Origin of the sequence: Streptomyces sp. NPDC008163, from assembly GCF_042956885.1 — a bacterium.
GTDB classification, from domain to species: Bacteria; Actinomycetota; Actinomycetes; order Streptomycetales; family Streptomycetaceae; genus Streptomyces; species Streptomyces drozdowiczii_A.
This window is the reverse complement of record NZ_JBIBHG010000001.1, coordinates 764560-786441: the sequence shown is the minus strand read 5'-3', so window position 1 is coordinate 786441 and position 21882 is coordinate 764560. Positions and strand designations below refer to the sequence as shown.

The 21882-nt window shown below is 71.0% G+C and carries 21 protein-coding genes; 10 read left to right on the top strand and 11 right to left on the bottom strand.

The features are described 5' to 3' along the window. Position 1 precedes the first annotated feature (1 nt). The 3 genes from ACFZAT_RS03770 to ACFZAT_RS03760 all read right to left on the bottom strand — a co-directional run bounded on the left by ACFZAT_RS03770 (position 2) and on the right by ACFZAT_RS03760 (position 3357). Positions 2–682, bottom strand: a complete 681-nt coding sequence (locus ACFZAT_RS03770; protein WP_391259465.1) for a DUF6304 family protein — start codon at positions 680–682, stop codon at positions 2–4. A 95-nt stretch (positions 683–777) separates the two neighbouring features. Then, positions 778–1821: a family 2 encapsulin nanocompartment cargo protein polyprenyl transferase gene (locus tag ACFZAT_RS03765; RefSeq protein WP_391259462.1), complete on the bottom strand. Its 1044-nt coding sequence runs from the start codon at positions 1819–1821 to the stop codon at positions 778–780. Positions 1822–1950: 129 nt separating this feature from the next. Then, positions 1951–3357, bottom strand: coding sequence for a family 2B encapsulin nanocompartment shell protein (locus tag ACFZAT_RS03760; protein ID WP_391259459.1), 1407 nt, complete (start codon positions 3355–3357; stop codon positions 1951–1953). Positions 3358–3558: 201 nt separating this feature from the next. Between ACFZAT_RS03760 and ACFZAT_RS03755 the strand changes: the two genes are divergently transcribed. The 4 genes from ACFZAT_RS03755 (at position 3559) to ACFZAT_RS03740 (ending at position 6956) form a co-directional block, all read left to right on the top strand. Continuing rightward, positions 3559–4008, top strand: coding sequence for an Rrf2 family transcriptional regulator (locus ACFZAT_RS03755; protein WP_391259456.1), 450 nt, complete (start codon positions 3559–3561; stop codon positions 4006–4008). A gap of 87 nt (positions 4009–4095) precedes the next feature. Next, positions 4096–5289 carry a globin domain-containing protein gene (locus ACFZAT_RS03750; protein WP_391260258.1) on the top strand — a complete coding sequence of 398 codons (1194 nt, stop codon included), beginning with the start codon at positions 4096–4098 and terminating at the stop codon, positions 5287–5289. 121 nt (positions 5290–5410) lie between these two features. Beyond that, entirely contained in the window at positions 5411–6004 is a 594-nt protein-coding gene (locus ACFZAT_RS03745; protein ID WP_391259453.1) for an N-acetylmuramoyl-L-alanine amidase, read from the top strand. A 34-nt stretch (positions 6005–6038) separates the two neighbouring features. Then, positions 6039–6956 carry a pyridoxal-phosphate dependent enzyme gene (locus ACFZAT_RS03740; RefSeq protein ID WP_391259451.1) on the top strand — a complete coding sequence of 306 codons (918 nt, stop codon included), beginning with the start codon at positions 6039–6041 and terminating at the stop codon, positions 6954–6956. On the opposite strand, the gene ACFZAT_RS03735 is transcribed toward ACFZAT_RS03740, so the two are convergent. After that, complete coding sequence (locus ACFZAT_RS03735; protein ID WP_391259448.1) at positions 6938–8533, bottom strand: Na+/H+ antiporter; 1596 nt, start codon at positions 8531–8533, stop codon at positions 6938–6940. The two genes, ACFZAT_RS03740 and ACFZAT_RS03735, sit on opposite strands and share 19 nt — an antisense overlap. A gap of 35 nt (positions 8534–8568) precedes the next feature. On the opposite strand from ACFZAT_RS03735, the gene ACFZAT_RS03730 reads away from it, so the two are divergent. The 3 genes from ACFZAT_RS03730 to ACFZAT_RS03720 all read left to right on the top strand — a co-directional run bounded on the left by ACFZAT_RS03730 (position 8569) and on the right by ACFZAT_RS03720 (position 10450). Further along, positions 8569–8829: a UBP-type zinc finger domain-containing protein gene (locus tag ACFZAT_RS03730; RefSeq protein WP_073862940.1), complete on the top strand. Its 261-nt coding sequence runs from the start codon at positions 8569–8571 to the stop codon at positions 8827–8829. 230 nt (positions 8830–9059) lie between these two features. Beyond that, positions 9060–9473, top strand: coding sequence for an anti-sigma regulatory factor (locus ACFZAT_RS03725; protein WP_018105584.1), 414 nt, complete (start codon positions 9060–9062; stop codon positions 9471–9473). Continuing rightward, positions 9470–10450: a SigB/SigF/SigG family RNA polymerase sigma factor gene (locus ACFZAT_RS03720; RefSeq protein WP_391259443.1), complete on the top strand. Its 981-nt coding sequence runs from the start codon at positions 9470–9472 to the stop codon at positions 10448–10450. The genes ACFZAT_RS03725 and ACFZAT_RS03720 overlap by 4 nt, the downstream gene beginning before the upstream one ends. A 66-nt stretch (positions 10451–10516) precedes the next feature. Here ACFZAT_RS03720 and ACFZAT_RS03715 read toward each other — a convergent pair whose 3' ends face one another. Then, positions 10517–10909 carry a hypothetical protein gene (locus tag ACFZAT_RS03715; RefSeq protein ID WP_391260255.1) on the bottom strand — a complete coding sequence of 131 codons (393 nt, stop codon included), beginning with the start codon at positions 10907–10909 and terminating at the stop codon, positions 10517–10519. 207 nt (positions 10910–11116) lie between these two features. On the opposite strand from ACFZAT_RS03715, the gene ACFZAT_RS03710 reads away from it, so the two are divergent. Then, positions 11117–12085: a diacylglycerol kinase family protein gene (locus ACFZAT_RS03710; protein WP_391259440.1), complete on the top strand. Its 969-nt coding sequence runs from the start codon at positions 11117–11119 to the stop codon at positions 12083–12085. A gap of 319 nt (positions 12086–12404) precedes the next feature. Further along, positions 12405–12662 (top strand): WhiB family transcriptional regulator, encoded by a 258-nt coding sequence (locus ACFZAT_RS03705; RefSeq protein WP_003953983.1) that lies wholly within the window; start codon positions 12405–12407, stop codon positions 12660–12662. A gap of 170 nt (positions 12663–12832) precedes the next feature. Here ACFZAT_RS03705 and ACFZAT_RS03700 read toward each other — a convergent pair whose 3' ends face one another. Together ACFZAT_RS03700 and ACFZAT_RS03695 are read right to left on the bottom strand one after the other, a co-directional pair. After that, entirely contained in the window at positions 12833–14299 is a 1467-nt protein-coding gene (locus tag ACFZAT_RS03700) for a histidine kinase N-terminal domain-containing protein (protein WP_391260252.1), read from the bottom strand. Between the two features lie 357 nt (positions 14300–14656). Continuing rightward, a complete protein-coding gene (locus ACFZAT_RS03695) occupies positions 14657–15727 on the bottom strand; it encodes an SIS domain-containing protein (RefSeq protein ID WP_391259438.1) in 1071 nt (356 codons plus the stop codon). Positions 15728–15924: 197 nt separating this feature from the next. On the opposite strand from ACFZAT_RS03695, the gene nagB reads away from it, so the two are divergent. After that, positions 15925–16710: a glucosamine-6-phosphate deaminase gene (gene nagB / locus ACFZAT_RS03690; protein WP_391259435.1), complete on the top strand. Its 786-nt coding sequence runs from the start codon at positions 15925–15927 to the stop codon at positions 16708–16710. 62 nt (positions 16711–16772) lie between these two features. On the opposite strand, the gene ACFZAT_RS03685 is transcribed toward nagB, so the two are convergent. From ACFZAT_RS03685 to ACFZAT_RS03670, 4 genes are all read right to left on the bottom strand, one after another. Next, on the bottom strand, positions 16773–18308 hold the full coding sequence (locus ACFZAT_RS03685) for a glycoside hydrolase family 3 N-terminal domain-containing protein (RefSeq protein WP_391259432.1): 1536 nt from the start codon (positions 18306–18308) through the stop codon (positions 16773–16775). A 9-nt stretch (positions 18309–18317) separates the two neighbouring features. Beyond that, entirely contained in the window at positions 18318–19181 is an 864-nt protein-coding gene (locus tag ACFZAT_RS03680) for a carbohydrate ABC transporter permease (RefSeq protein ID WP_073964037.1), read from the bottom strand. Next, positions 19178–20191: an ABC transporter permease subunit gene (locus ACFZAT_RS03675; RefSeq protein WP_391259428.1), complete on the bottom strand. Its 1014-nt coding sequence runs from the start codon at positions 20189–20191 to the stop codon at positions 19178–19180. The genes ACFZAT_RS03680 and ACFZAT_RS03675 overlap by 4 nt, the downstream gene beginning before the upstream one ends. Positions 20192–20481: 290 nt before the next feature. Continuing rightward, entirely contained in the window at positions 20482–21780 is a 1299-nt protein-coding gene (locus ACFZAT_RS03670; RefSeq protein WP_073964039.1) for a sugar ABC transporter substrate-binding protein, read from the bottom strand. Between the last annotated feature and the right edge of the window lie 102 nt (positions 21781–21882).

Below are 21882 nucleotides of genomic sequence, written 5' to 3'. Positions count from 1 at the left end.
GTCAGGCCGTTTCGAGCGGGAACGCTCCCCGGTGGCCCGTGCCGGCGCCCTCGGTCGGCCGGGGCTCGAACTCCCGGCAGCTCCATACCTCCTGGACGAAGCCGGTCCGGCGCTCCCACAGCCCGAGCACGTCCTGCTCACCGGCCGTGCCCCGGTACGCCTCCTTGGCACCCCGGAAACAGGCGAGCCCGCCGGAGAGGCCGCGGCCGGACACCGGGTCGGGGGCCGGGAAGTAATCGGAGAACGCACAGGCTATGCAGGTCCGCAGGCGTACCCCGGGCGGCAGCTCCCGCTGGATCGTCGCCAGCGCGGACCCGAAGTCGCTCTCGGCCCGCTGCGAGCCGAAGGCCGCCCCGCCGAACCGGAGTTCCAGGTACAGATAAGGGTCGGGCCTGCGCAGCGAGAGCAGGCAGCTCAGGGTCGCCTGCCGCTCCACCCCCTCCGCCAGGACGGGGAACGGCAGGTCCCACTCCAGGACGCAGTCGCCCAGCACGCCGTCCGTCAGCGCGAACAGCTCCTGTTCGGCCGGTCCGGCCGCCACCGGGCGCAGGCCGTCGAAGCTGCCGCCCTCGAAGTCCACACCCCGGACGCGGAGGCGGAGTTGCTGTCCGTCGGTGGTGAGGATGACGGCGTCCGATCCCTGCCGGTCCCGGTACCACCCTGCCCACGACTCATCTGTCATGAGCAGGGACTGTAGCCCCTGCCACCGACACCGCCCCTGCCGCCCTCCACTTGGCCGGCGCCGGCCTTCAACCCCTCCTGCCGGGCGCCCGCTTGTCAGTGCTTCCGGCGGGTGACGAACTCGGCCAGGGCCAGCAGATCGCCCGCCGCCGAGAGGTCCGGGACCGCCCTGGACAGGTGGTGCACGGCCCGCGCCATGCGGTCCGCGGCGCAGCTCTGCGCCCAGTCCCGGCCGCCCGCCCGGTCCACCGCCTCCGCGGCCCGGCTCACCTCGGCGCGGGTGTTCATCGCGCCCCGGTACAGCTCGGCCAGCTCCGCCGCCGCTGGGCCGCCCGCGGTGAGCGCGGCCACCACGGGCAGCGACTTCTTGTGGGCGCTGAGATCCGCGCCGACCGGCTTCCCGGTCTGGGCCGGGTCGCCCCAGATGCCGATCAGATCGTCGATCAGCTGGAAGGCGAGCCCCGCCTCCCGGCCGAAGCCGTCCATGGCCCGGACGGCCCGGTCGTCGGCGCCCGCGTAGAGCGCGCCCAGGGCGCAGGCGCAGCCCAGCAGCGCACCGGTCTTCGCCGTCGCCATGGTCAGGCACTCGTCCAGCGACACCTGGTCCGGGTCGCGGTCCTCGAAGGCGCAGTCCGCCTGCTGGCCCGCGCAGAGCTCGATCACACACGTGGAGAGCCGGGCCGACGCGCCGGGCGACATCGCCCGGCCGTCCTCGGCGAGCAGCCGCTGGGCGAGGGCCAGCATCGCGTCGCCGGCGATGACGGCGTCCGGGACACCGAACACCGTCCAGGCGGTGGCCCGGTGGCGGCGGGTGTGGTCCTCGTCGATGACGTCGTCGTGGAGCAGGGTGAAGTTGTGGACGAGCTCGACGGCGACGGCGGCCCGGACGGCCTGTTCGGGGTCGCCGCCCAGGGCGCGGGTGGCCGCCAGGACGAGCGCCGGTCTGATCGCCTTGCCCGCGCCGCCGGCCGCCGGGCTGCCGTCGGCGTTCTGCCAGCCGAAGTGGTACATCGCGACCCGCCGGATCGAGCCGGGCAGGGAGGCGACCGCCGCCCGCAGGTGCGGGTCCACGAGGGTCCGGGTGTACTCAAGGAGCGCCGCGGCCTCGTTGCCCTCGGTCGCGGCGTCTGTTCGGGTCATGGTCAATCGGTCACCCCTGTCGTTGCGGCCCCGCCCCGGCCGCTGGCGCGGCGGGGCCGGGGACGTGGGTGGTTGCTGGGAGGGCGGGCGGCCGGGGGCCCGGACCGCGAAGGGTCCGGGCCCCGTAGCTCACCGCCAGCGGCTGACCTCGACGTTCTCCAGGACACCGAGGGCGTCCGGGACGAGGACGGCCGCGGAGTAGTAGGCCGTCACGAGGTAGGAGATGATCGCCTGCTCGTCGATGCCCATGAAGCGGACCGAGAGGCTGGGCTCGATCTCGTCCGGGATGCCGGTCTGCTGGAGGCCGATGACGCCCTGCTCGGCCTCGCCGGTCCTCATGCAGATGATCGACGTGGTGCGGGCGTCGCTGACCGGGATCTTGTTGGACGGGAAGATCGGGACACCGCGCCAGGCGGGCACGTGGTGGCCGCCGATGTCGACGCTCTCCGGCACCAGTCCGCGCTTGTTGCACTCGCGGCCGAAGGCGGCGATGGCGCGCGGGTGGGCGAGGAAGAGCTTGGATCCGCGCCGGCGCGAGAGCAGTTCGTCCATGTCGTCGGGGCTCGGCACCCCGTCGTGCGGCTGGAGCCGCTGGCCGTAGTCGCAGTTGTTGAGCAGGCCGAACTCGCGGTTGTTGATGAGCTCGTGCTCCTGGCGCTCGCGCAGCGCCTCGACCGTGAGCCGCAACTGCTGCTCGGTCTGGTTCATCGGCTGGTTGTAGAGGTCGGCGACGCGGCTGTGGACCTTCAGGACGGTCTGGGCGACGCTGAGTTCGTACTCGCGCGGGGCTGCGTCGTAGTCCACGTAGGTGTGCGGGACGACGGCCTCGCCGACGTGGCCCGCGGAGAGGTCGATCTCCGCCTCGCCGTACTTGTTGGTGCGCTGCTGCGGGACGGACAGCAGCCCGGCGAGGTGGCTGCGCAGCGAATCCGAGCGTTCGGCGAGGTTGAGCACGTCCGCCCGCCGGAGCGTGAGCACCGTGCACGCGGTGACGGCGCGGGCCGTGTACTCCCAGACGGCGTCACCTTCGATGAGGGAGTGGTCCCCGAAATAGGCCCCGTCCGCATGGACCCCGAGCACCGTCTCGTCCCCGTACGGGCCGGTTCCGACCTTCTCGACCTTGCCGTGCGCCAGCAGGTAGACCCGGTCCGCCGCCTCGCCCGCCGTGGCCAGGAGCTGACCGGCGGGGATCTCGCGCTGCTCGCACCTCCTGGCCAGCTCGGCGAGCGCCTCCTCGTCCCCGAAGTCCCTCAGCGCCGGGAGCTCCCCCAGCTCGGCGGGGATGACCGTCACCCGGTCCCCGGTCTGCACGAACGTGACACGGCCGTCCCCGACCGAGTAGCTCAGCCGGCGGTTCACCCGGTACGTCCCGCCCTGCACCTGGACCCACGGCAGCATCTTCAGCAGCCACCGCGAGGTGATCTCCTGCATCTGCGGAGCGGACTTGGTGGTCGTCGCGAGGTTCCGCGCGGCTGCCGTGCCGAGACTCTGCTGCGGCGGCACCTGCGCGTTCTGAACCTCTTCACCAACGGACATCTGTCGTCCTCTCGATCTATCGGCTGACCTGCGGGAAGAACACTTCCAGCACGAGGACGGGGCACGCCATTACACAAAAGAGTGTGACTAATCGGGCTTTGGGCGGGGCACAACGCTGCGCGATGCCCACGCACCCCCGCCGCCATGCCACCCAGCCACGTTAATTTGCATCCGGAATACCACTTACTTAATCTGGCCGCCATGCGGCTGACCAAGTTCACTGACGTCGCGCTGCGCGTCCTCATGCGCCTCGCCGTCGTGAAGCACGAGGAGCCGCCGACCACCCGCGAGGTGGCGGCGGTCATGCGGGTGCCGTACTCGCACGCCGCGAAGGTCGTGGCCCGCCTCCAGCACCTCGGCCTGGTCGAGGCGCGACGGGGCCGGGGCGGCGGGCTCGCCCTCACCGAAGCGGGCAGGAACGCGTCGGTCGGCGCCCTCGTCCGCGAACTGGAGGAGCCCGGCGACGTGGTCGACTGCGAGGGCTCCACGCCGTGCCCGCTGCGCGCGGCCTGCCGACTGCGCGGCGCCCTGCGCGAGGCACAGAAGGCCTTCTACGCCTCCCTGGACCCGCTCACCATCGCGGAGTTGACCGCCGCACCCACCGGCCCCCTGCTGATCGGCCTCGGCGCCGGTCCGCCACCCCGGGACTGACCCCCGCCGCACCGGGCCCCGGCCCGGTGCCTACACTGCCGTTAAATGCGCATCTCAGATGCCAATTCAATATCCGAGGAGTCACCGATGCTCTCCGAGTCGTCCGCCGCCACCGTCCGCGCCACCCTGCCCGCCGTCGGCGCGGCCATCGGGGACATCGCCGATCTCTTCTACCGCAAGCTGTTCGACGCCCACCCGGAGCTCCTGCGCGACCTGTTCAACCGGGGCAACCAGGCGTCCGGCGCCCAGCGCCAGGCGCTCGCCGGTTCCATCGCCGCCTTCGCGACCCAGCTGGTCGAGCAGCCCGGCACCCGCCCCGACGTGATGCTGAGCCGGATCGCGCACAAGCACGCCTCGCTCGGGGTCACCGCGGCCCAGTACGACGTCGTCCACACCCACCTCTTCGCCGCGATGGCCGAGGTCCTGGGCGACGCGGTGACCCCCGAGGTCGCCGCCGCCTGGGACGAGGTCTACTGGCTGATGGCCAACGCCCTGATCGCCGCCGAGGAGCGGCTGTACGCGGAGCAGGGCGTCGTGGCCGGAGATGTCTGGCGCGCGTGGGAGGTCGTCTCGCGCACCGAGGAGACCGACGACGTCGCCCGGTTCCGCATCCGCCCCGCCGACGGCTCGCCGGCCCCCGCCTTCCGCCCCGGCCAGTACGTCTCCGTACAGGTCGAACTCCCGGACGGCGCCCGCCAGATCCGCCAGTACAGCCTCTCCGGCGCGCCCGGCTCGGCGCTCCGCTCGATCACGGTCAAGCGGGTGCACGGCAACGACGCCCCGGACGGCGAGGTCTCCCGCCACCTGCACGCCGAGGTCCGCGCCGGTGACCGGCTCCGGGTCTCGGCCCCGTACGGTGACCTCGTGCTGAAGTCCGGCGAGGCCCCGCTGCTGCTCGCGTCCGCGGGCATCGGCTGCACCCCGATCCTGTCGATGCTGGAGCACCTCGCGGAGTCGGAGCACCGCGCCCCGGTCACCGTCGTGCACGGCGACCGCTCCCCCGCCGACCACGCGCTGCGCACCGACCACACCGCGCTCACGGCCAAGCTGCACGACGCCGCCGCCCACTTCTGGTACGAGCACCCGGCCGACGGCCACCCCGCCGACCGCACCGGGCTCGTGGACCTGAGCGGCCTCACCGTCCTCCCGGGCACGCACGCCTACCTCTGCGGCCCGCTGCCCTTCATGCGCGCGGTCCGCACCCAGCTGCTCGCCCAGGGCGTCCCGGCCTCCGACATCCACTACGAGGTGTTCGGCCCCGACCTGTGGCTGGCCTCCTGAGCCCGGACCTGGCCGGATCGGCTCGCACAGGAACCGAACAGGGCCCCGCCGTCGCCCCGCGATCGGTCGGGGCCCTTCCGTCCGGGTAGAACCGCTCCTATCCGCACAAAAGGAGCCGGCCATGTCCTCACCCATGTCCGCGAGCGCTTTTCTCGCCGCCCTCAAGAAGGAAGGGCTCACCGTCGTCGAGGTCGGCGACTGGCGCAGCCACAACCGCAACCACAAGGGCCCCTGGGGCCCGGCCAACGGGGTGATGATCCACCACTCCGCCACCAAGGGGACCGACGCCACCGTGAAGATGTGCCGCGACGGCCACCCCGACCTGCCGGGGCCGCTGTGCCACGGCGTCATCGCCAAGGACGGCCGGGTCCATCTGGTCGGCTACGGCAGGACCAACCACGCGGGCATGGGCGACGACGACGTCCTGCGCGCGGTCGTCGCGGAGAAGAAGCGCCTTCCGCACGACAACGAGGCCAACACCGACGGGAACCGGCACTTCTACGGCTTCGAGTGCGAGAACCTCGGCGACGGCGAGGACCCCTGGCCCGACGCCCAGCTCGACGCGATCGAGAAGGTCTCGGCGGCCATCTGCCGCCACCACGGCTGGACCGCCCGCTCGGTCATCGGCCACCGCGAGTGGCAGCCCGGCAAGGTGGACCCGAAGGGGTTCTCGATGGGCGACCTGCGCGACCGCGTCCACGACCGCCTCAAGTGACCCCCGGGCGGCGACCGCCGCCACAATGGGACACATGTCCGCCCCGTCCCCCGTATCCCGGCTGCGCCCGCTGCTGCCCTCGCCCGTGCAGCCGGCCGACGACGAGCGCTTCGCCCGGCACGGGGTGACGCTGCTGCTCAAGCGCGACGACCTCATCCACCCGGATCTGCCGGGCAACAAATGGCGGAAACTCGCGCCCAATCTGGCGGCCGCCGCCGGCCGTCCCGTGCTCACCTTCGGCGGCGCGTACTCCAACCATCTGCGGGCCACCGCCGCCGCCGGCCGCCTCCTCGGATTCCGCACCATCGGGGTCGTACGCGGAGACGAACTGGCCCACCGCCCCCTCAACCCCTCGCTCGCCCGGTGCGCCGCCGACGGCATGCGGCTGCACTTCGTGGACCGGGTGACCTACCGCGCCAAGGCCGACCCGGCGGTCCTGGCCGGGCTGCTGGAGGCGTACGGGGACTGCGAGGTCGTCCCGGAGGGCGGCAGCAACGCCCTCGCGGCCCGGGGCTGCGCCGGACTCGGGCGCGAACTGCGGGGCGTGGCCGACGTGGCGGCGGTGGCCTGCGGGACCGGCGGCACCCTGGCCGGGCTCGCCGCCGGACTGGCGCCGGGGCAGCGCGCGCTCGGCGTCCCGGTCCTGCGCGGCGGCTTCCTGGGCGAGGCGGTGCGGGAGCTCCAGCGCGAGGCGTTCGGCGGTCCGGCGGGCGACTGGTGGCTGGACGAACGGTTCCACTTCGGCGGCTACGCCCGTACGACACCGGCCCTGCACGCGTTCGCAAAGGATTTCGAGGACCGGCACGGGCTGCCCGTGGAACGGCTGTATGTGGCCAAAATGCTGCACGCGCTGACGGTGCTGACCGAGGAGGGCGCCTTCCCCGCCGGCACCACGGTCGCGGCGGTGATCACCGGCCGCCCGGACGAGGAGGCTCAGCCCTCCTCCCGGTAGGCCGCCGCCTCCTCCAGGTCCAGCCGGCGCAGCAGCGTCCGCATCATCTCGTCGTCGATCCTGCGCTCGTCCCGCAGCCGCACGAAGACCTCCCGCTCGGTCTCGATCATCTCGCCGGCCAGCCGCCGGTAGGTCTCGTCCGCCGACTCCCCGGTGACCGGGTTGCCCGCGCCCAGGCGTTCCCACACGGCGTTGCGGCGGCGCTCCAGGACGGTCCGCAGGCGGTCCGCCAGGGGCTCGGGCAGCCGGTTGCGCTCGTCGGTGAGCAGGTCGTCCAGGCGGGCCTCGGCGGCCGTGGACGCCGCGTTCTGGGCCTGCGCCTCGGCCAGGGTGTCGGCCTGCCGGTCCCGGCCCGGGAGCTTCAGCACGCGCACCAGGAGCGGCAGCGTGAGCCCCTGGACCACCAGCGTGCCGATGACGGTGGTGAACGTCAGGAAGAGCACCAGGTTGCGCGCCGGGAAGGCGTCGCCGTCGGCTGTGACGAGCGGGACGGAGAAGGCGATGGCGAGCGAGACGACCCCGCGCATCCCCGCCCAGCCGACGATGAGCGGCGAGGTCCAGTCGGTACCGGTCTCCCGCTCCCTGATCCGCCGCGACAGCCACCGGGGCAGATAGGTCGCCGGGTAGACCCAGACGAAACGGACCACCACCACGGCCAGGAAGACCAGCACCGCGTACCCGAAGGCGTCCGCCACGGAGTACGCGCCGAGCCCCTTGAGGACGAACGGCAACTGGAGGCCGATCAGCGCGAACACGGCCGACTCCAGCACGAAGGCGACCATCTTCCAGACGGCGGCCTCCTGGAGCCGGGTGGCGAAGTCGACCTGCCAGGACCGGTGGCCCAGGTACAGCGCGACGACGACCACGGCCAGCACCCCCGAGGCATGCACGCGCTCGGCCGCCGCGTACGCCACGAACGGGATGAGGAGCGACAGGGTGTTCTGGAGCAGCGGCTCCTTGAGATGGGTGCGCAGCCAGTGCAGCGGGACCATGAGCAGCAGGCCGACCGCGACACCCCCGACCGAGGCCAGCAGGAATTCCCGCACCCCGCCGCCCCAGCTGATCCCCTCACCCACGGCGGCGGCCAGCGCCACCTTGTACGCGGTGATCGCGGTGGCGTCGTTCACCAGGGACTCGCCCTGGAGGATCGTCGTGACCCGCGCGGGCAGCCCCACCCGGCGCGCGATGGCCGCGGCGGTGACCGCGTCCGGCGGGGCGATCACGGCGCCGAGCACCAGCGCGGCGGTCAACGGCAGATCGGGCACCAGCAGATAGGCCAGCCACCCCACCGCGACCGTCGCGAACAGGACGTAGCCCACGGAGAGCAGCGCCACGGGCCGCAGGTTGGCCCGCAGGTCCAGGTAGGAGCTGTCCACGGCGGCCGTGTAGAGCAGGGGTGGCAGCAGCAGGGGGAGCACGATGTGCGCGTCCAGGGTGTACGACGGCACCCCCGGCACGTACGAGGCGATCAGGCCGACGGCGACCAGGAGAAGCGGGGCCGGCACCGGGGTGCGGCGAGCGAGGCCTGCCGTCGCGGCGCTGCCCGCGACCAGCGCCACCAGGGGCAATGCGTCCATCTCATGATCCTCGCATCCGTCGTAACCTGGCCATCATGAGTGGTTGCCCGCATGTACCGGACCTGCCGCGCCCCGAGCCCGCGCCCCTCGGTGAAACCTGTCCCGAGTGCCTGGCGGCCGGCACCCACCCCGTTCAGCTGCGGCTGTGTCTGAGCTGCGGTCATGTCGGCTGCTGCGACTCCTCGCCCGGGCGGCACGCGACGGGGCACTTCGAGCAGACCGGCCATCCGGTCATGCGGAGCTTCGAACCGGGCGAGAACTGGCGCTGGTGCTTTGTCGACGGTTCGATCGTCTGACGTCCGGGTACGTCAAACCGGCGCGCGTTGTTCGCAATTGAGCGACGCAGACCTCTAGGCACTGTGCGTACTCATGGATCTACCATGAGTGACAGCCGCCGGAGGGGGTTCCGGCGACACGGCATCATGGATCGCGATAGCGTCGCCGGACCGAGAACCGAAGACGTACCGCATGGCTCCGGGCGTTCTCCCGGAACCTCGAATGAGTTTGTGCCACCTTGGAGGTGAGGGTGTCCCAGATCGCAGGCGAGCCCGGGAATCAGGACTTCGTAGAGGTCCGGCTGCCCGCTGCGGGTGCCTACCTGTCGGTGCTGCGCACGGCCACGGCCGGGCTCGCAGCACGCTTGGACTTCACTCTCGACGAGATCGAGGACCTTCGCATCGCGGTGGACGAGGCGTGCGCGATCCTGCTCCAGCAGGCCGTGCCCGGTTCGGTCCTCAGCTGCGTGTTCCGTCTCATCGACGATTCACTCGAGGTGACGGTCGCGGCCCCGACCACGGACGGCCGCGCCCCGGAGCGCGACACCTTCGCCTGGACGGTGCTCTCCGCGCTGGCCGGGAAGGTCGACTCCTCGGTCGCCGACGACCGTACGGTCAGCATCAGCCTGTACAAACAGCGCGGCGCGGGACCCGGGCCGGCGTGAGCAACGGGAACGGGGACGGTCCTGTGCGGGACGAGACGATCCGACCAGGGGTGGTGCGTGCGGCAGGCATCCCGGAGCAGCAGGCCCTGCCTCATCCGGTGGACGGGGCGGAGCCGCCCCGTGCGGTGGACGGGGCGGACGGGCCCGCCGGCATTACGGTCGCGGTGGAGCAGTCGCAGGCGGAGCGGGCAGGCCAGATGAGCGAGCACGGGCACCACGATCCAAACGACCGCAGCGAGGCGCGGGCGTTGTTCATCGAGCTGGGCAAGCTCGCCGACGGTTCGCCGGAGCGGGCCGAGCTGCGCAACCGGCTGGTGCGGATGCACCTGCCGCTGGTGGAGCACCTGGCCCGGCGCTTCCGCAACCGCGGGGAGCCGCTGGACGACCTGACCCAGGTCGCCACGATCGGGCTGATCAAGTCCGTCGACCGGTTCGACCCGGAGCGGGGCGTCGAGTTCTCGACGTACGCGACGCCGACGGTCGTCGGGGAGATCAAGCGCCACTTCCGCGACAAGGGCTGGGCGGTGCGGGTGCCGCGCCGCCTCCAGGAGCTGCGGCTGTCGCTGACCTCGGCGACCGCGGAGCTCTCCCAGCTGCACGGCCGTTCGCCCACGGTGCACGAGCTGGCGGAGCGGCTGGGGATCTCCGAGGAGGAGGTCCTGGAGGGCCTGGAGTCGGCCAACGCGTACAGCACGCTCTCGCTGGACGTGCCGGACACCGACGACGAGTCGCCGGCCGTGGCGGACACGCTGGGCTCCGAGGACGAGGCGCTGGAGGGCGTCGAGTACCGGGAGTCGCTGAAGCCGCTCCTGGAGGACCTGCCGCCGCGCGAGAAGCGGATCCTGTTGCTGCGGTTCTTCGGCAACATGACCCAGTCGCAGATCGCGCAGGAGGTCGGCATCTCGCAGATGCACGTCTCGCGGCTGCTGGCCCGCACGCTGGCCCAGCTGCGCGAGCGGCTGCTCGTGGAGGAGTAGCGGGCGCGGTACGCGGAAGAGGCCGCCGGGTCGCCCCGGCGGCCTCTTCGTGTGCGGGGGGAGCCGTCAGGCGTCCTCGGTGTCCGTTTCCGGCTCCGCGCCCGGCCTGCGGATGCCGAGGGCCTCGATGGTGGCGGGCCTGACCAGCTGGTAGAGCGCGGTCAGGGCGACGGCGGCGAGCACGATGCCGGCCGGGATCAGCACGCCGTGGGAGCGCAGCAGCGTCCAGGCCACCGGGAGCGCGATGATCTGCGTGATGAGCGCGGGGCCCCGGCTCCAGCTGCGGCGCAGCAGGAGGCCGCGGGCGGCGAAGAGCGGGATCAGGCCGAGCGCGATGACGGTCAGCCCGCCCATCTCGGCCTGTTCGGGACTGTCGGGCCTGCCCAGCAGGCCCATCACCAGCATGTAGATCCCGCCGATGACCAGGGCCGCGCCTTCGAGGCCGCTGAGCGCGGCCACCAGGGTGATCCTGGCCGGCTTCGCGGGCTCGGCCAGGGGCGAGGGCACGTTCTGCTGAGTACTCACCCTTGCAGGTTGGCATCCCGGGCCCGGCAAAGGAAAGCCGGGGTGGCGGGTGCCACCGCCGCACGTCCGCACCGTCACGGAGCGTGAGGCCCTGCGGCCAGGACTTCGGGGGTGTACCTCGCGGTAGGTAGGCTGGCAGTCATGCGCGCACTTCTTGTGGTCAATCCAGCCGCCACCACCACCAGTGCGCGGACCCGTGACGTGCTGATCCACGCGCTGGCGAGCGAGATGAAGCTGGAGGCCGTCTCCACGGAGTACCGCGGGCACGCCCGCGACCTGGGACGGCGGGCCGCCGACAGCGACGACATCGACCTCGTGGTGGCGCTCGGCGGCGACGGCACGGTCAACGAGGTCGTCAACGGTCTGCTGCACCGGGGCCCCGATCTGGACCACCTGCCGAAGCTGGCCGTGGTGCCCGGCGGCTCCACCAATGTCTTCGCGCGGGCCCTCGGGCTCCCCAACGACGCGGTGGAGGCGACCGGCGCCATCCTGGACGCGCTGGCAAACCGGACCGAACGCACGGTCGGGCTCGGCCTCGCGGCGGGGACTCCGGGCACCGAGGACGAATCGGTGCCGGAGCGGTGGTTCACCTTCTGCGCCGGCCTCGGATTCGACGCCGGAGTGGTCGGCCGGGTCGAACAGCACCGGGAGCGCGGCAAACGTTCGACGCATGCCCTGTACGTGCGCCAGGTGCTCCGGCAATTCCTGGAGGAGCCGCACCGCAGGCAGGGCGTGATAACGCTCGACGTGCCGGGCGAGGATCCGGTCACCGATCTGGCGCTTTCCATAATCTGCAACACGTCACCCTGGACGTATCTGGGGAACCGGCCGGTGTACGCGGCCCCGAAGGCGTCCTTCGACACCGCCCTCGACGTGCTGGGCCTGCGGAAACTGTCCACGGCGGCGGTCGGCCGCTACGCCACCCAGCTGCTCACGTCGAGTCCCGAGAAGGGCCCACGGGGGAAGCACGCGGTTTCACGGCATGACCTCACGGACTTCACCTTGCATTCAAAGGTGCCACTGCCCTTCCAGATGGACGGTGACCACCTCGGAGTGCGTACAAGTGTGACGTTCACAGGCGTACGCCGTGCACTGCGTGTGATTGTGTGAGTGGAAGGGACCAAAGTCCTTTAACTCGAACGTTTGGACTGGGCTCCACCCTCTAGAAGTACGGCTGTGACCTAGCCGACACCGAGGAATCAAAAAAAACTTTCCTGAAGGGGTTGTATCCGCCGCCGAGGTTTGCGAATCTCTACATGGCGATCGGGACGGCCCGCAACAACGGCCTCCACTGAGAGCCAGAACCCCTCCTCACTTCACAGGACCACAACCAGTTCACCTGGGCGTCGGGCCTCCACCTGTGGGGGGATTCGTGAAAGCGTTCACATTCACAAGCCACAGTACGTATCACCAAGGAGAGGTAGCAGCCATGGACTGGCGTCACAACGCCGTTTGTCGTGAGGAAGACCCGGAGCTGTTCTTCCCCATCGGCAACACCGGTCCTGCGCTGCTGCAGATCGAGGAAGCCAAGGCCGTCTGCCGTCGCTGCCCCGTCATGGAGCAGTGCCTGCAGTGGGCGCTCGAGTCCGGCCAGGACTCCGGCGTCTGGGGTGGCCTCAGCGAGGACGAGCGCCGCGCGATGAAGCGCCGCGCCGCTCGCAACCGGGCGCGCAACGCCAGCGCCTGACCGACGCCACCGCTACGAACCTCAGCGCAGGCGGCGCGTACAGCGCGTACGCACCACCCCGCCCCCCGAGTCGCAGCGCGCAGTACCCCCGAAGCGCATGCTTGACCAGAGAGCCCGGACCGTTCACCAACGGTCCGGGCTCTCTGCCGTGTTCGGGCGGTCCGGCCGCCCTACTTCTCGTTGCGGACCGGGAGGTCGAGGACGACCTGCGTCCCGCGCTCCGGCGCCGGCACCATGCCGAACGTGCCGCCGAGCTCGCCCTCGACCAGCGTGCGGACGATCTGGAGGCCGAGGTTGCCGGCCTTCTGCGGGTCGAAGCCCTCGGGCAGACCGCAGCCGTCGTCCTGGACGGTGATGAGCAGCCGCCCCTCGGCGGGCGAGCCGCCCCGGACCGCCGAGACCTCGACGGTGCCCGACTCCGCGACGGAGAAGGCGTGTTCCAGGGCGTTCTGCAGGACCTCGGTGAGGACCATCGAGAGCGGCGTCGCGACCTCGGCGTCGAGTATCCCGAAGCGTCCCGTGCGGCGGCAGGTCACCTTGCCCGGCGAGATCTCCGCGACCATGGCGATCACCCGGTCCGCGATGTCGTCGAACTCCACCCGCTCGTCCAGATTCTGGGACAGCGTCTCGTGGACGATGGCGATCGAACCCACGCGCCGCACCGCCTCGTTGAGGGCCTCGCGGCCCTGCGGGGAGTCCATCCGGCGGGCCTGGAGGCGCAACAGGGCCGCGACCGTCTGGAGGTTGTTCTTCACCCGGTGGTGGATCTCCCGGATGGTGGCGTCCTTGGTGATCAACTCGCGCTCGCGGCGGCGCAGTTCCGTCACATCGCGCAGGAGGACCAGGGAGCCGATGCGGACGCCCTTGGGCTTGAGCGGGATCGCGCGCAGCTGGATCACCCCGCCCGCGCACTCCACTTCGAACTCACGGGGCGCGTAACCGCTGGCCATCTTGACCAGGGCCTCGTCCACCGGGCCCCGGGACGGGGCGAGTTCGGCGGTGATCTGGCCGAGGTGCTGGCCGACCAGGTCGGAGGCGAGGCCGAGGCGGTGGTAGGCGGAGAGGCCGTTGGGGCTGGCGTACTGCACGACCCCGTCGGCGTCCAGCCGGACCAGGCCGTCACCGACGCGGGGGGACGCGTCCATGTCCACCTGCTGGCCCGGGAAGGGGAAGGCCCCGGCGGCGATCATCTGGGCCAGGTCGGAGGCGGACTGGAGGTAGGTCAGCTCAAGGCGGGACGGGGTGCGGACGGTGAGGAGGTTGGTGTTGCGCGCGATCACGCCGAGCACCCGGCCCTCCCTGCGTACGGGGATCGACTCGACCCGTACGGGCACCTCCTCGCGCCACTCCGGGTCGCCCTCGCGCACGATCCGGCCCTCGTCCAGGGCGGCGTCCAGGAGCGGGCGGCGGCCGCGCGGGACCAGGTGGCCGACCATGTCGTCCTGGTAGGAGGTCGGCCCGGTGTTGGGCCGCATCTGCGCGACGGAGACGTACCGCGTGCCGTCGCGGGTGGGCACCCACAGGACGAGGTCGGCGAAGGAGAGGTCGGAGAGCAACTGCCACTCCGAGACCAGCAGGTGGAGCCATTCGAGGTCGGTGTCGCTCAGGGCGGTGTGCTGGCGTACGAGGTCGTTCATGGAGGGCACGTGTGCGAGCGTACCCGTGGATACGTGCCCGTCCGAACCGGAAGCGCCGCCCGTACGTGCAGTGAACCGGGGCCTACATTGGCACTGCGCATGGATGGACACGGCCCAGTGGTCTAGTCCACAATGCTTGATGTAGGACCTCCGCTCTCCCCGCACAGGAGAGCGGACCGAGGTACCCGCGCTCTCTGCCCTGACTGCGCCGGTGCCTCTCCCCCGGCCGGGGGCACCGCACACCGCCGGCCGAGCCGGCCGCCCGCGAGGGCGGCCCTACTCCGGGCTGCGGTGCTGGTCGGGCTGAGGGTCCCGGCCCGGCGCCGCGGCCCGCGGGTTCTTCCGGGGCCCCGAATCTCAGCGGGTCTCGGTGACCTTCGCGAGCGCGCGCGGCGCGTCCGGGTCCTGGCCCCGCGCGATCGTCACCTCGTACGCCAGCATCTGGAGCGGCAGGATCTCCAGGACGGGCTGGACCTCCTCCGCCACCCCGGACGTCGGCAGCACGAACCCCGCGGACGCCGCCTCCACCTGGGCCAGGGGCCCGACGACGAAGAGGTCGGCACCCCGGCCGCGCAGCCGGTCCAGGACGGGCTGAAGGGCCTCGCCGCCCCGGCCGTCGGTCACCACGGCGATCACCGGTGAGATGTTGTCGACCATCGCGAGGGGCCCGTGCAGCAGGTCGGCGCCGGAGTACGAGAGGGCGGGGATGTAGCTCGTCTCCATGAGCTTCAGAGCGGCTTCCTTGGCCGTGGGATAGCCGTATCCCCGCGAGGTGATGACCATGCGCTCGGCGAACCGGTAGCGCGAGGCCAGGGCCCGCACCTCGTCCTTGCGGGCGAGTACCTCCGCCGCGAGGTCCGGCAGGACACCGGCCGCCGCCCCGTCGCCGCCGCGCAGCCCCTCCACGAAGAGGTACAGCGCGAGCAGGGACGCGGTGTACGTCTTGGTGGCCGGCAGCGCCTTCTCGGGCCCGGCCAGGATGTCGATGTGGTACTCGGAGACGGCCGCGAGCGGTGAGTCCGGGTTGTTGGTCACCGCGAGGGTCACCGCTCCGGCCTCCCGGGCCGCCTTGGTCGACGCCACCAGGTCGGGCGAGCCGCCGGACTGGCTGACGGTGATCACCAGCACGTCGCGCAGGTCCGGCTTCGCGCCGTACGCCGTGGTGGTCGACATGGAGGCCAGCCCGCAGGGCAGCCCCAGCGTGATCTCCAGCAGGTACTTCGCGTAGAGCGCGGCGTTGTCCGAGGTGCCGCGGGCGGTGAGCAGGACGAAGCGCGGGTTCCTGGCCGCGATCCGGCCGGCGGTCTCGCGGATGGCGGGCGCGCCGCGCTCCAGGATGCGGCGGAGCACCGCGGGCTGCTCGGCCATCTCACCGGACATGATGCGGCCGGGCCACTCGCCGTCACCGGCCGGGTATGGGGCGGACATGTCTGGTGCCTCCCGGGTGTCGCGATGCCTCGCCCAAGTCGAACACGGGGTGCGCGGGGGCCGCCAGCGGGCGGCGGCCGCGCGGGGCGTCCGGGTACCGGTACGGGCCCCTCGGAGCGGGCCCGAGTCTGCTAGATTGGAACCTTGATTGGTCTATACCACATATCGTCACTCTCGATCGGATCGGCAGGCCCCGCGTGGAAGTTGTCATCGTCCCGGACGCCAAGGCAGGCGGCGAACTGATCGCGGGGGCCATCGGCACCCTGCTCGGCCGCAAGCCCGACGCCCTGCTCGGCGTTGCCACCGGCTCTACCCCGCTGCCCATCTACCAGGCGCTCGCGGACCTCGTCCGCTCCGGCGCCGTGGACGCCTCGCGCGCCCGCGTCTGCCAGCTGGACGAGTACGTCGGACTGCCGGCGGGCCACCCGGAGTCGTACCGCTCCGTGGTGCTGCGCGAGGTGGTCGAGCCGCTCGGGCTCTCCGAGGCCGCGTTCATGGGCCCCGACGGCTCCGCCGAGGACGTCCAGGCGGCCTGCGAGGCGTACGACAAGGCGCTGGCCGCGGCCGGCGGCGTCGACCTCCAGCTGCTGGGCATCGGCACCGACGGGCACATCGGCTTCAACGAGCCCTGTTCCTCGCTCGCCTCCCGCACCCGGATCAAGACGCTCACCGAGCAGACCCGGGTCGACAACGCGCGCTTCTTCGACAACGACATCGACCAGGTGCCGCACCACGTCATCACCCAGGGCATCGGCACGATCCTGGAGGCCCGCCACCCGATCCTGCTCGCGACGGGCGAGGGCAAGGCGGACGCGGTGGCCGCGACGGTCGAGGGACCGGTCGCCTCGATCGTGCCCGCCTCGGCGCTCCAGCTGCACCCGCACGCGACCGTGGTCGTGGACGAGGCGGCGGCCTCGAAGCTGAAGCTGGCGGACTACTTCCGCGCGACGTACGCGGCGAAGCCGGCCTGGCAGGGGCTGTAGTTCTCCTACGGGAGAGGGCCGGGACACCTTGGTGGTGTCCCGGCCCTCTCCCGTGTGCGGGGTCAGCCCCCGGTGATGATCTCCGCCGCCGCCTGGCCGCAGACGCGGGCGGCGCCGTGGGTCGCGATGTGCAGCGCTCCCCTGGGCCCGGCCTGGGGGACGCCCATCTCGACCACGATGGTGTCCGGGCGCGCCGCGAGCAGCGCGTCCAGGGCCTCGCTCATCCACGCGTGGCGGTGCGCGTCGCGGACCACGGCGACGATGCGCCGGTCGCCCGCCGCCCGGAGCGCGGCCTCGGCCGGGGCCTCGGAGTTCCCGTTGTACGTGTCGGTCTCCGTGCCGGGGACGAGCCGGGTCAGCTCGGCCGCGAGGCCCCAGGGGGTCTCGTCGCCGACCGCGATGTTCGCGACCGGGGTGAAGGCGGCCACGTACGCCGGACCGGTGAGCGGTGCGCCCTCGCCGGTCACCTTCACCGCGCGGCGGGCGGCGACCAGGCCGATGTCCGAGGCGATGCCGGTGTTCTGCCCGGTGCCGGGCGCGGTCCCCTCCTGTGCTGCCGCGCCCGGCTCCCGTACAGCCCCCCTGGCCTCCCGCGTCCAGGACGCGAGGGCCCGAACCCGTGCAGCGGCATCGGCGAGCCGCTCCTCGGGAAGTTCACCGGAGCGCACCGCCGCGACCAGCGCGTCGCGCAGCCGCAGAACGGTGCTGTCGTCGTCGAGCCCGCCGCCGACGCAGAGCGCGTCGGCACCGGCCGCGACGGCGAGGACGGAGCCGCGTTCGATCCCGTACGTCGAGGCGATGGCCTGCATTTCCACGGCGTCGGTCACGATGAGCCCCTGGTACCCCAGCTCCTCGCGCAGCAGACCGGTGAGGATCTGGGGGCTGAGGGTGGCCGGGCGGTGCGGGTCGAGCGCGGGCAGCAGGATGTGCGCGCTCATCACCGACTTGGAGCCCGCCGCGATGGCCGCCCGGAACGGGACGAGCTCCCGGGCGTGCAGGGTCTCCAGGTCGACGTCGATGCGGGGCAGTGCGTGGTGCGAGTCGACCGCGGTGTCGCCGTGCCCGGGGAAGTGCTTGGTGCAGGCGGCGACGCCGGCGGCCTGGAGGCCCTCCACGTACGCCGCGGTGTGCCGGGCGACCAGGTGCGGGTCGGCGCCGAAGGAGCGGACGCCGATGACGGGGTTGCCCGGGTTGGAGTTGACGTCCGCGGACGGGGCCCAGTTGAGGTTGACGCCGCACTCGGCGAGCCGGCGGCCCAGCTCGTGGGCGACGGCCCGGGTCAGCGCGGTGTCGTCCACCGCGCCGAGCGCCAGGTTGCCGGGGAAGGAGGAGCCGTGCCGTACCTCGAGGCGGGTGACGTCGCCGCCCTCCTCGTCGATGGCGACGAGGACGTCGTCCCGCTCGGCCCTGAGCTGGGCGGTGAGCGCGGCGAGCTGCTCGGGCGTCTCGATGTTGCGGCCGAACAGGCCGACGGAGGAGAGCCCTTCGCCGACCCGGCGCAGCAGCCACTCGGGCGCCGAGGTGCCGGTGAAGCCGGGCTGCAGCACGGCGAGTGCGTCACGGGTGACGGTGTCCGTGGTGGAGGTGAGGGTGGTCATGGGGCGGCGTTATCCCTTCACGGCGCCGGAGGTGAGCCCCGCGGCCATCTTCTTCTGCACGAACATGAAGAAGATCACGACCGGAAGAGCGATCATGGTGGACGCCGCCATCAGGGCGCCGTAGTCCGTACCGCGCTCACTGGTGAACGTCATCAGCCACACGTTGAGCGTGTACTTGGAGTTGTCGTTGATCAGGATGTAGGCGAAGAGGTACTCGTTCCACGCGTTCACCAGCGCGAAGATCGACGCGGCGGCGAGGCCGGGGGCGAGCAGCGGCAGGATCACCCGGCGGAAGGCACCGAAGCGGGTGCAGCCGTCCACCATGGCGGACTCCTCCAGCTCCACCGGGATGTTCACCACGAAGCCGCGGATCATGATCGTCGCGAAGGGCAGCGTGGAGACCAGGTAGACGACGATCAGGCTCCAGTACTCGTCGATGCCGCCCATGGCGTTGAGCTGGGCGTAGATCGGGATGAGCATCGCCGTGGGCGGGAGCATCTGGACCAGGATGAGGATGAGGACCAGGGGCTTGCGGCCGAAGAAGCGGAACCGGCCGATGGCCAGGGCCGCGAGGGTGGCGATGACCATGCCGCCGAGGACGGCGGTGATCGTGACGATGAGGCTGGACTGGACCGCGGTGCCGAAGTTCGGCTGGTCGACGGCCTTGACGAAGTTGTCGAAGGTGATCGACGAGGGCCACAGGGTCTGGTCGTACGAGCGGATCTCGCGGCTGGGCCGCAGGGCGCTGACGACCAGCCAGTAGACCGGGAAGACCATGACCAGGGCGATGCCGAGGCCGAGGATGTTCAGGCCGACCCGGGTCTTCTTGCGGTCCGGGCGCAGGACCTGAGGTGTGTCGGTCGTGGTGCTCATTCGACCTCTCCCGTCTTCATGAGCTGGCGCAGGTAGTACACGGCCACCGCGGACAGCAGGATCACCGTGATCAGGGCGATGGCGGAACCCTGGCTGAAGGAGGTGGACTCGAACGCCTTGGAGTACGAGTAGAGGCCGAGGGTCTCGTACTCGGGCTCGGGCTTGCTGCCGCGCAGCAGCCAGATCTGGCCGAAGACGTTGAAGTCCCAGATCACCGAGAGCGTGGAGACCATGCTGAAGACCGGCTTGATGACCGGCCAGGTCACGTAGCGGAAGATGCCGAAGCTGGTGGCGCCGTCGAGCGAGGCGGCCTCCTCCAGTTCCTGGGGGACCTGGGTGAGGGCGGCGTACAGCGTGACGACGACGAACGGGATGGCACCCCAGACGACCAGCAGCGTGATGATCGCGAAGCCCTGGACCGGGTCGAGGTACCAGTTGTGGCCGAGCCAGTCGTCGCCCACGACCTTCGCGATGAGGGTGTTGATGAGGCCGTAGTCGGAGTCGGCCATGAAGCGGAAGATGGAGGCGGCGACCATCAGCGGCATCGCCCAGGCGGCGATGAGGCAGAAGGTCAGGATGAGCCGCACCCAGTTGGACAGCCGGCGCATCAGCAGGGAGATCAGCAGGCCGATGCCCATGGTCAGCGTCACGCAGACGGCCATGAAGACGACGGTGCGGAAGGTCACCCACCAGAACTCGGAGTCACCGAGGATGTTGGTGAACTGGTCGAAGCCGACCCAGGGTGCGGGATCACCGGTCCACAGCTCGCGCCGGCCCATGTCCTGGAAGGACATGATGACGGTCTTGGCGAGCGGGTAGAGGTAGACGGCGGCGATCGCCACGATCGCCGGGAGGATCAGGAGGTAGGGCAGCAGTTCGCCCTTCTTCCGCTTCCTCTTCTGCTTCAGGGGGGCGTTGCCGCCCTCGTCGGACAGGGGGCTCCCGTCCGCTTCGGGATCACGTGGTACGGGGACCGGTGGCCCGGCGGCCTTGGTATCGGCGGCAGTCACGTGGCTGACCTTCCATCGCGGGTCCGAGGCAGCCCCCCGGAAAACACGGCGTTCTTGAGCTGGGGCGTGTTTCGAAAGTAGCGCCGTTCGCCCGGAGGGCGGGCCGGGCGGCGTCCGGTGCGTGCGATCGCAAGGCGCCGGGAAGCCCTCGCAGCGGAGCTACCAGGGCTTTTCGGCAACGCCGCGAGCGTGCGTGCCGGGCGTCGCCCGGCAGGCGGGACTTTCGAAACACGCCCCAGGGAGCGGGGGCCGCGGCGCAATGCCGGGCCCCCGCCAGGCGATCAGAAGGCTCAGGCCTTCTTGTTGATCAGTGCGTCGATCTCGCTGTCGGCCTTCTTGGTGGCGTCGGCGACGGACGTGCCCTTGAGGATCTTCAGGAGCATGTTCTCCAGAATCTCCTCCTTCTCGATGGAGGCCCAGCCCGGAGCGATCGGCGTGAACCAGGCGTCCGGCACCGCGTTGGCGATGGCGGCCGTCTCGGGCTTGGCCTTCAGCGGCTCAAGCTGCTTCTCGTTGTTCGGGAGGATGTTCTTCGACGCGAGGACGTCCATGGACTTCGCGTTGGTGAAGAGGGAGATCCACTCCTCGCCCAGGTCCTGGACCTTGGACTTGGAGATGGTGGCGAGGTCGGAGCCGCCGATGAAGGACGGGAGCGCCTTGCCGTTCGGGCCGGGCATACCGGCCGTGGCGATCTTGCCGTCGAGCTTCGGGTTGCCGTTCTCGCCCGTGGTGACGCTGCCGGCCTCCCAGGCCTGGCCGTAGATGACCGCGGCCTTCTCGTTGGCCATGACGTTGGCGTGGTCCTGCTCGTCCTTCGTCTGGTCGGCCTTGTTGTACTTCTTGACCAGGTCGACGAAGTGCTGGATGCCCTTCTGCGCCTCGGGGGTGGAGAGGGTGGCCTTCCACTCCTTCGAGCCCTCGTCGTACTTGGCGATCTGGCCGCCCTCGGCTGCGACGTAGGACATCGCGGCGTACCAGTAACGGCCGGGGTAGTACAGGGACGAGGCGCGCTTGTCCTTCTTCGCGAGCTCGGCCTGGACCTTGTCCATCGCCTTGAGGAAGTCGTCCTCGTTCTGCGGGAGGGTGTCGCTGCCGGTACCGGCCTTCAGCATGTCCTTGTTGTAGACCGCGAGGCGGGCGGAGGCGTAGTAAGGAACGCAGTAGATCTTGCCCTCGTAGGAGCAGGTGTCCTTGAGGCCCTTGATCCAGGTGTCCGAGTTCTCGTACTTCGAGGTGTCGATCTCGCCGAGCGCGCCATTGAGGATGTACTGCATGGTCTCGGTGTTGCCGAGTTCGACAACGTCCGGGAACTTGTCGCCACCGAGGGAGGTGTCGAGCTTCTTGACCTTGTCAGCCCAGCCCTGGTACTGGATCTTGACGTTGACGTTCGGGTACTTCTTCTTGAACTGGGCGTTGACGTCCTTCACCAGTTCGGGCCAGGTCGACTGGGCCTCGCCCATGAGCCAGACAGTCAGGTCTTCCTTGCGGTCCTTCGGGTCCTTCGAGGACGTCTTGTCGTCCGAACCACACGCCGCGATGGAAACCAACATGCCCGCGACGCCGATCGCCGCGATGAGCTTGCGCTTCACGCCACCCTCCTCAGGGATGCTGCAACCCCCTCCCCACCGCGCGAGAACGTCGACGAGTACCTCTGGGGCTGGGACCTGGTCTTTAATGGTTTAGACCAGTAC

Excerpts from the sequence above, each read along its gene's own strand:
- ACFZAT_RS03770 (WP_391259465.1), bottom strand. The coding sequence starts at position 682 with ATGACAGATGAGTCGTGGGCAGGGTGGTACCGGGACCGGCAGGGATCG.
- ACFZAT_RS03765 (WP_391259462.1), bottom strand. The coding sequence starts at position 1,821 with ATGACCCGAACAGACGCCGCGACCGAGGGCAACGAGGCCGCGGCGCTC.
- ACFZAT_RS03760 (WP_391259459.1), bottom strand. The coding sequence starts at position 3,357 with ATGTCCGTTGGTGAAGAGGTTCAGAACGCGCAGGTGCCGCCGCAGCAG.
- ACFZAT_RS03755 (WP_391259456.1), top strand. The coding sequence starts at position 3,559 with ATGCGGCTGACCAAGTTCACTGACGTCGCGCTGCGCGTCCTCATGCGC.
- ACFZAT_RS03750 (WP_391260258.1), top strand. The coding sequence starts at position 4,096 with ATGCTCTCCGAGTCGTCCGCCGCCACCGTCCGCGCCACCCTGCCCGCC.
- ACFZAT_RS03745 (WP_391259453.1), top strand. The coding sequence starts at position 5,411 with ATGTCCTCACCCATGTCCGCGAGCGCTTTTCTCGCCGCCCTCAAGAAG.
- ACFZAT_RS03740 (WP_391259451.1), top strand. The coding sequence starts at position 6,039 with ATGTCCGCCCCGTCCCCCGTATCCCGGCTGCGCCCGCTGCTGCCCTCG.
- ACFZAT_RS03735 (WP_391259448.1), bottom strand. The coding sequence starts at position 8,533 with ATGGACGCATTGCCCCTGGTGGCGCTGGTCGCGGGCAGCGCCGCGACG.
- ACFZAT_RS03730 (WP_073862940.1), top strand. The coding sequence starts at position 8,569 with ATGAGTGGTTGCCCGCATGTACCGGACCTGCCGCGCCCCGAGCCCGCG.
- ACFZAT_RS03710 (WP_391259440.1), top strand. The coding sequence starts at position 11,117 with ATGCGCGCACTTCTTGTGGTCAATCCAGCCGCCACCACCACCAGTGCG.
- ACFZAT_RS03705 (WP_003953983.1), top strand. The coding sequence starts at position 12,405 with ATGGACTGGCGTCACAACGCCGTTTGTCGTGAGGAAGACCCGGAGCTG.
- ACFZAT_RS03700 (WP_391260252.1), bottom strand. The coding sequence starts at position 14,299 with ATGAACGACCTCGTACGCCAGCACACCGCCCTGAGCGACACCGACCTC.
- ACFZAT_RS03695 (WP_391259438.1), bottom strand. The coding sequence starts at position 15,727 with ATGTCCGCCCCATACCCGGCCGGTGACGGCGAGTGGCCCGGCCGCATC.
- ACFZAT_RS03685 (WP_391259432.1), bottom strand. The coding sequence starts at position 18,308 with ATGACCACCCTCACCTCCACCACGGACACCGTCACCCGTGACGCACTC.
- ACFZAT_RS03680 (WP_073964037.1), bottom strand. The coding sequence starts at position 19,181 with ATGAGCACCACGACCGACACACCTCAGGTCCTGCGCCCGGACCGCAAG.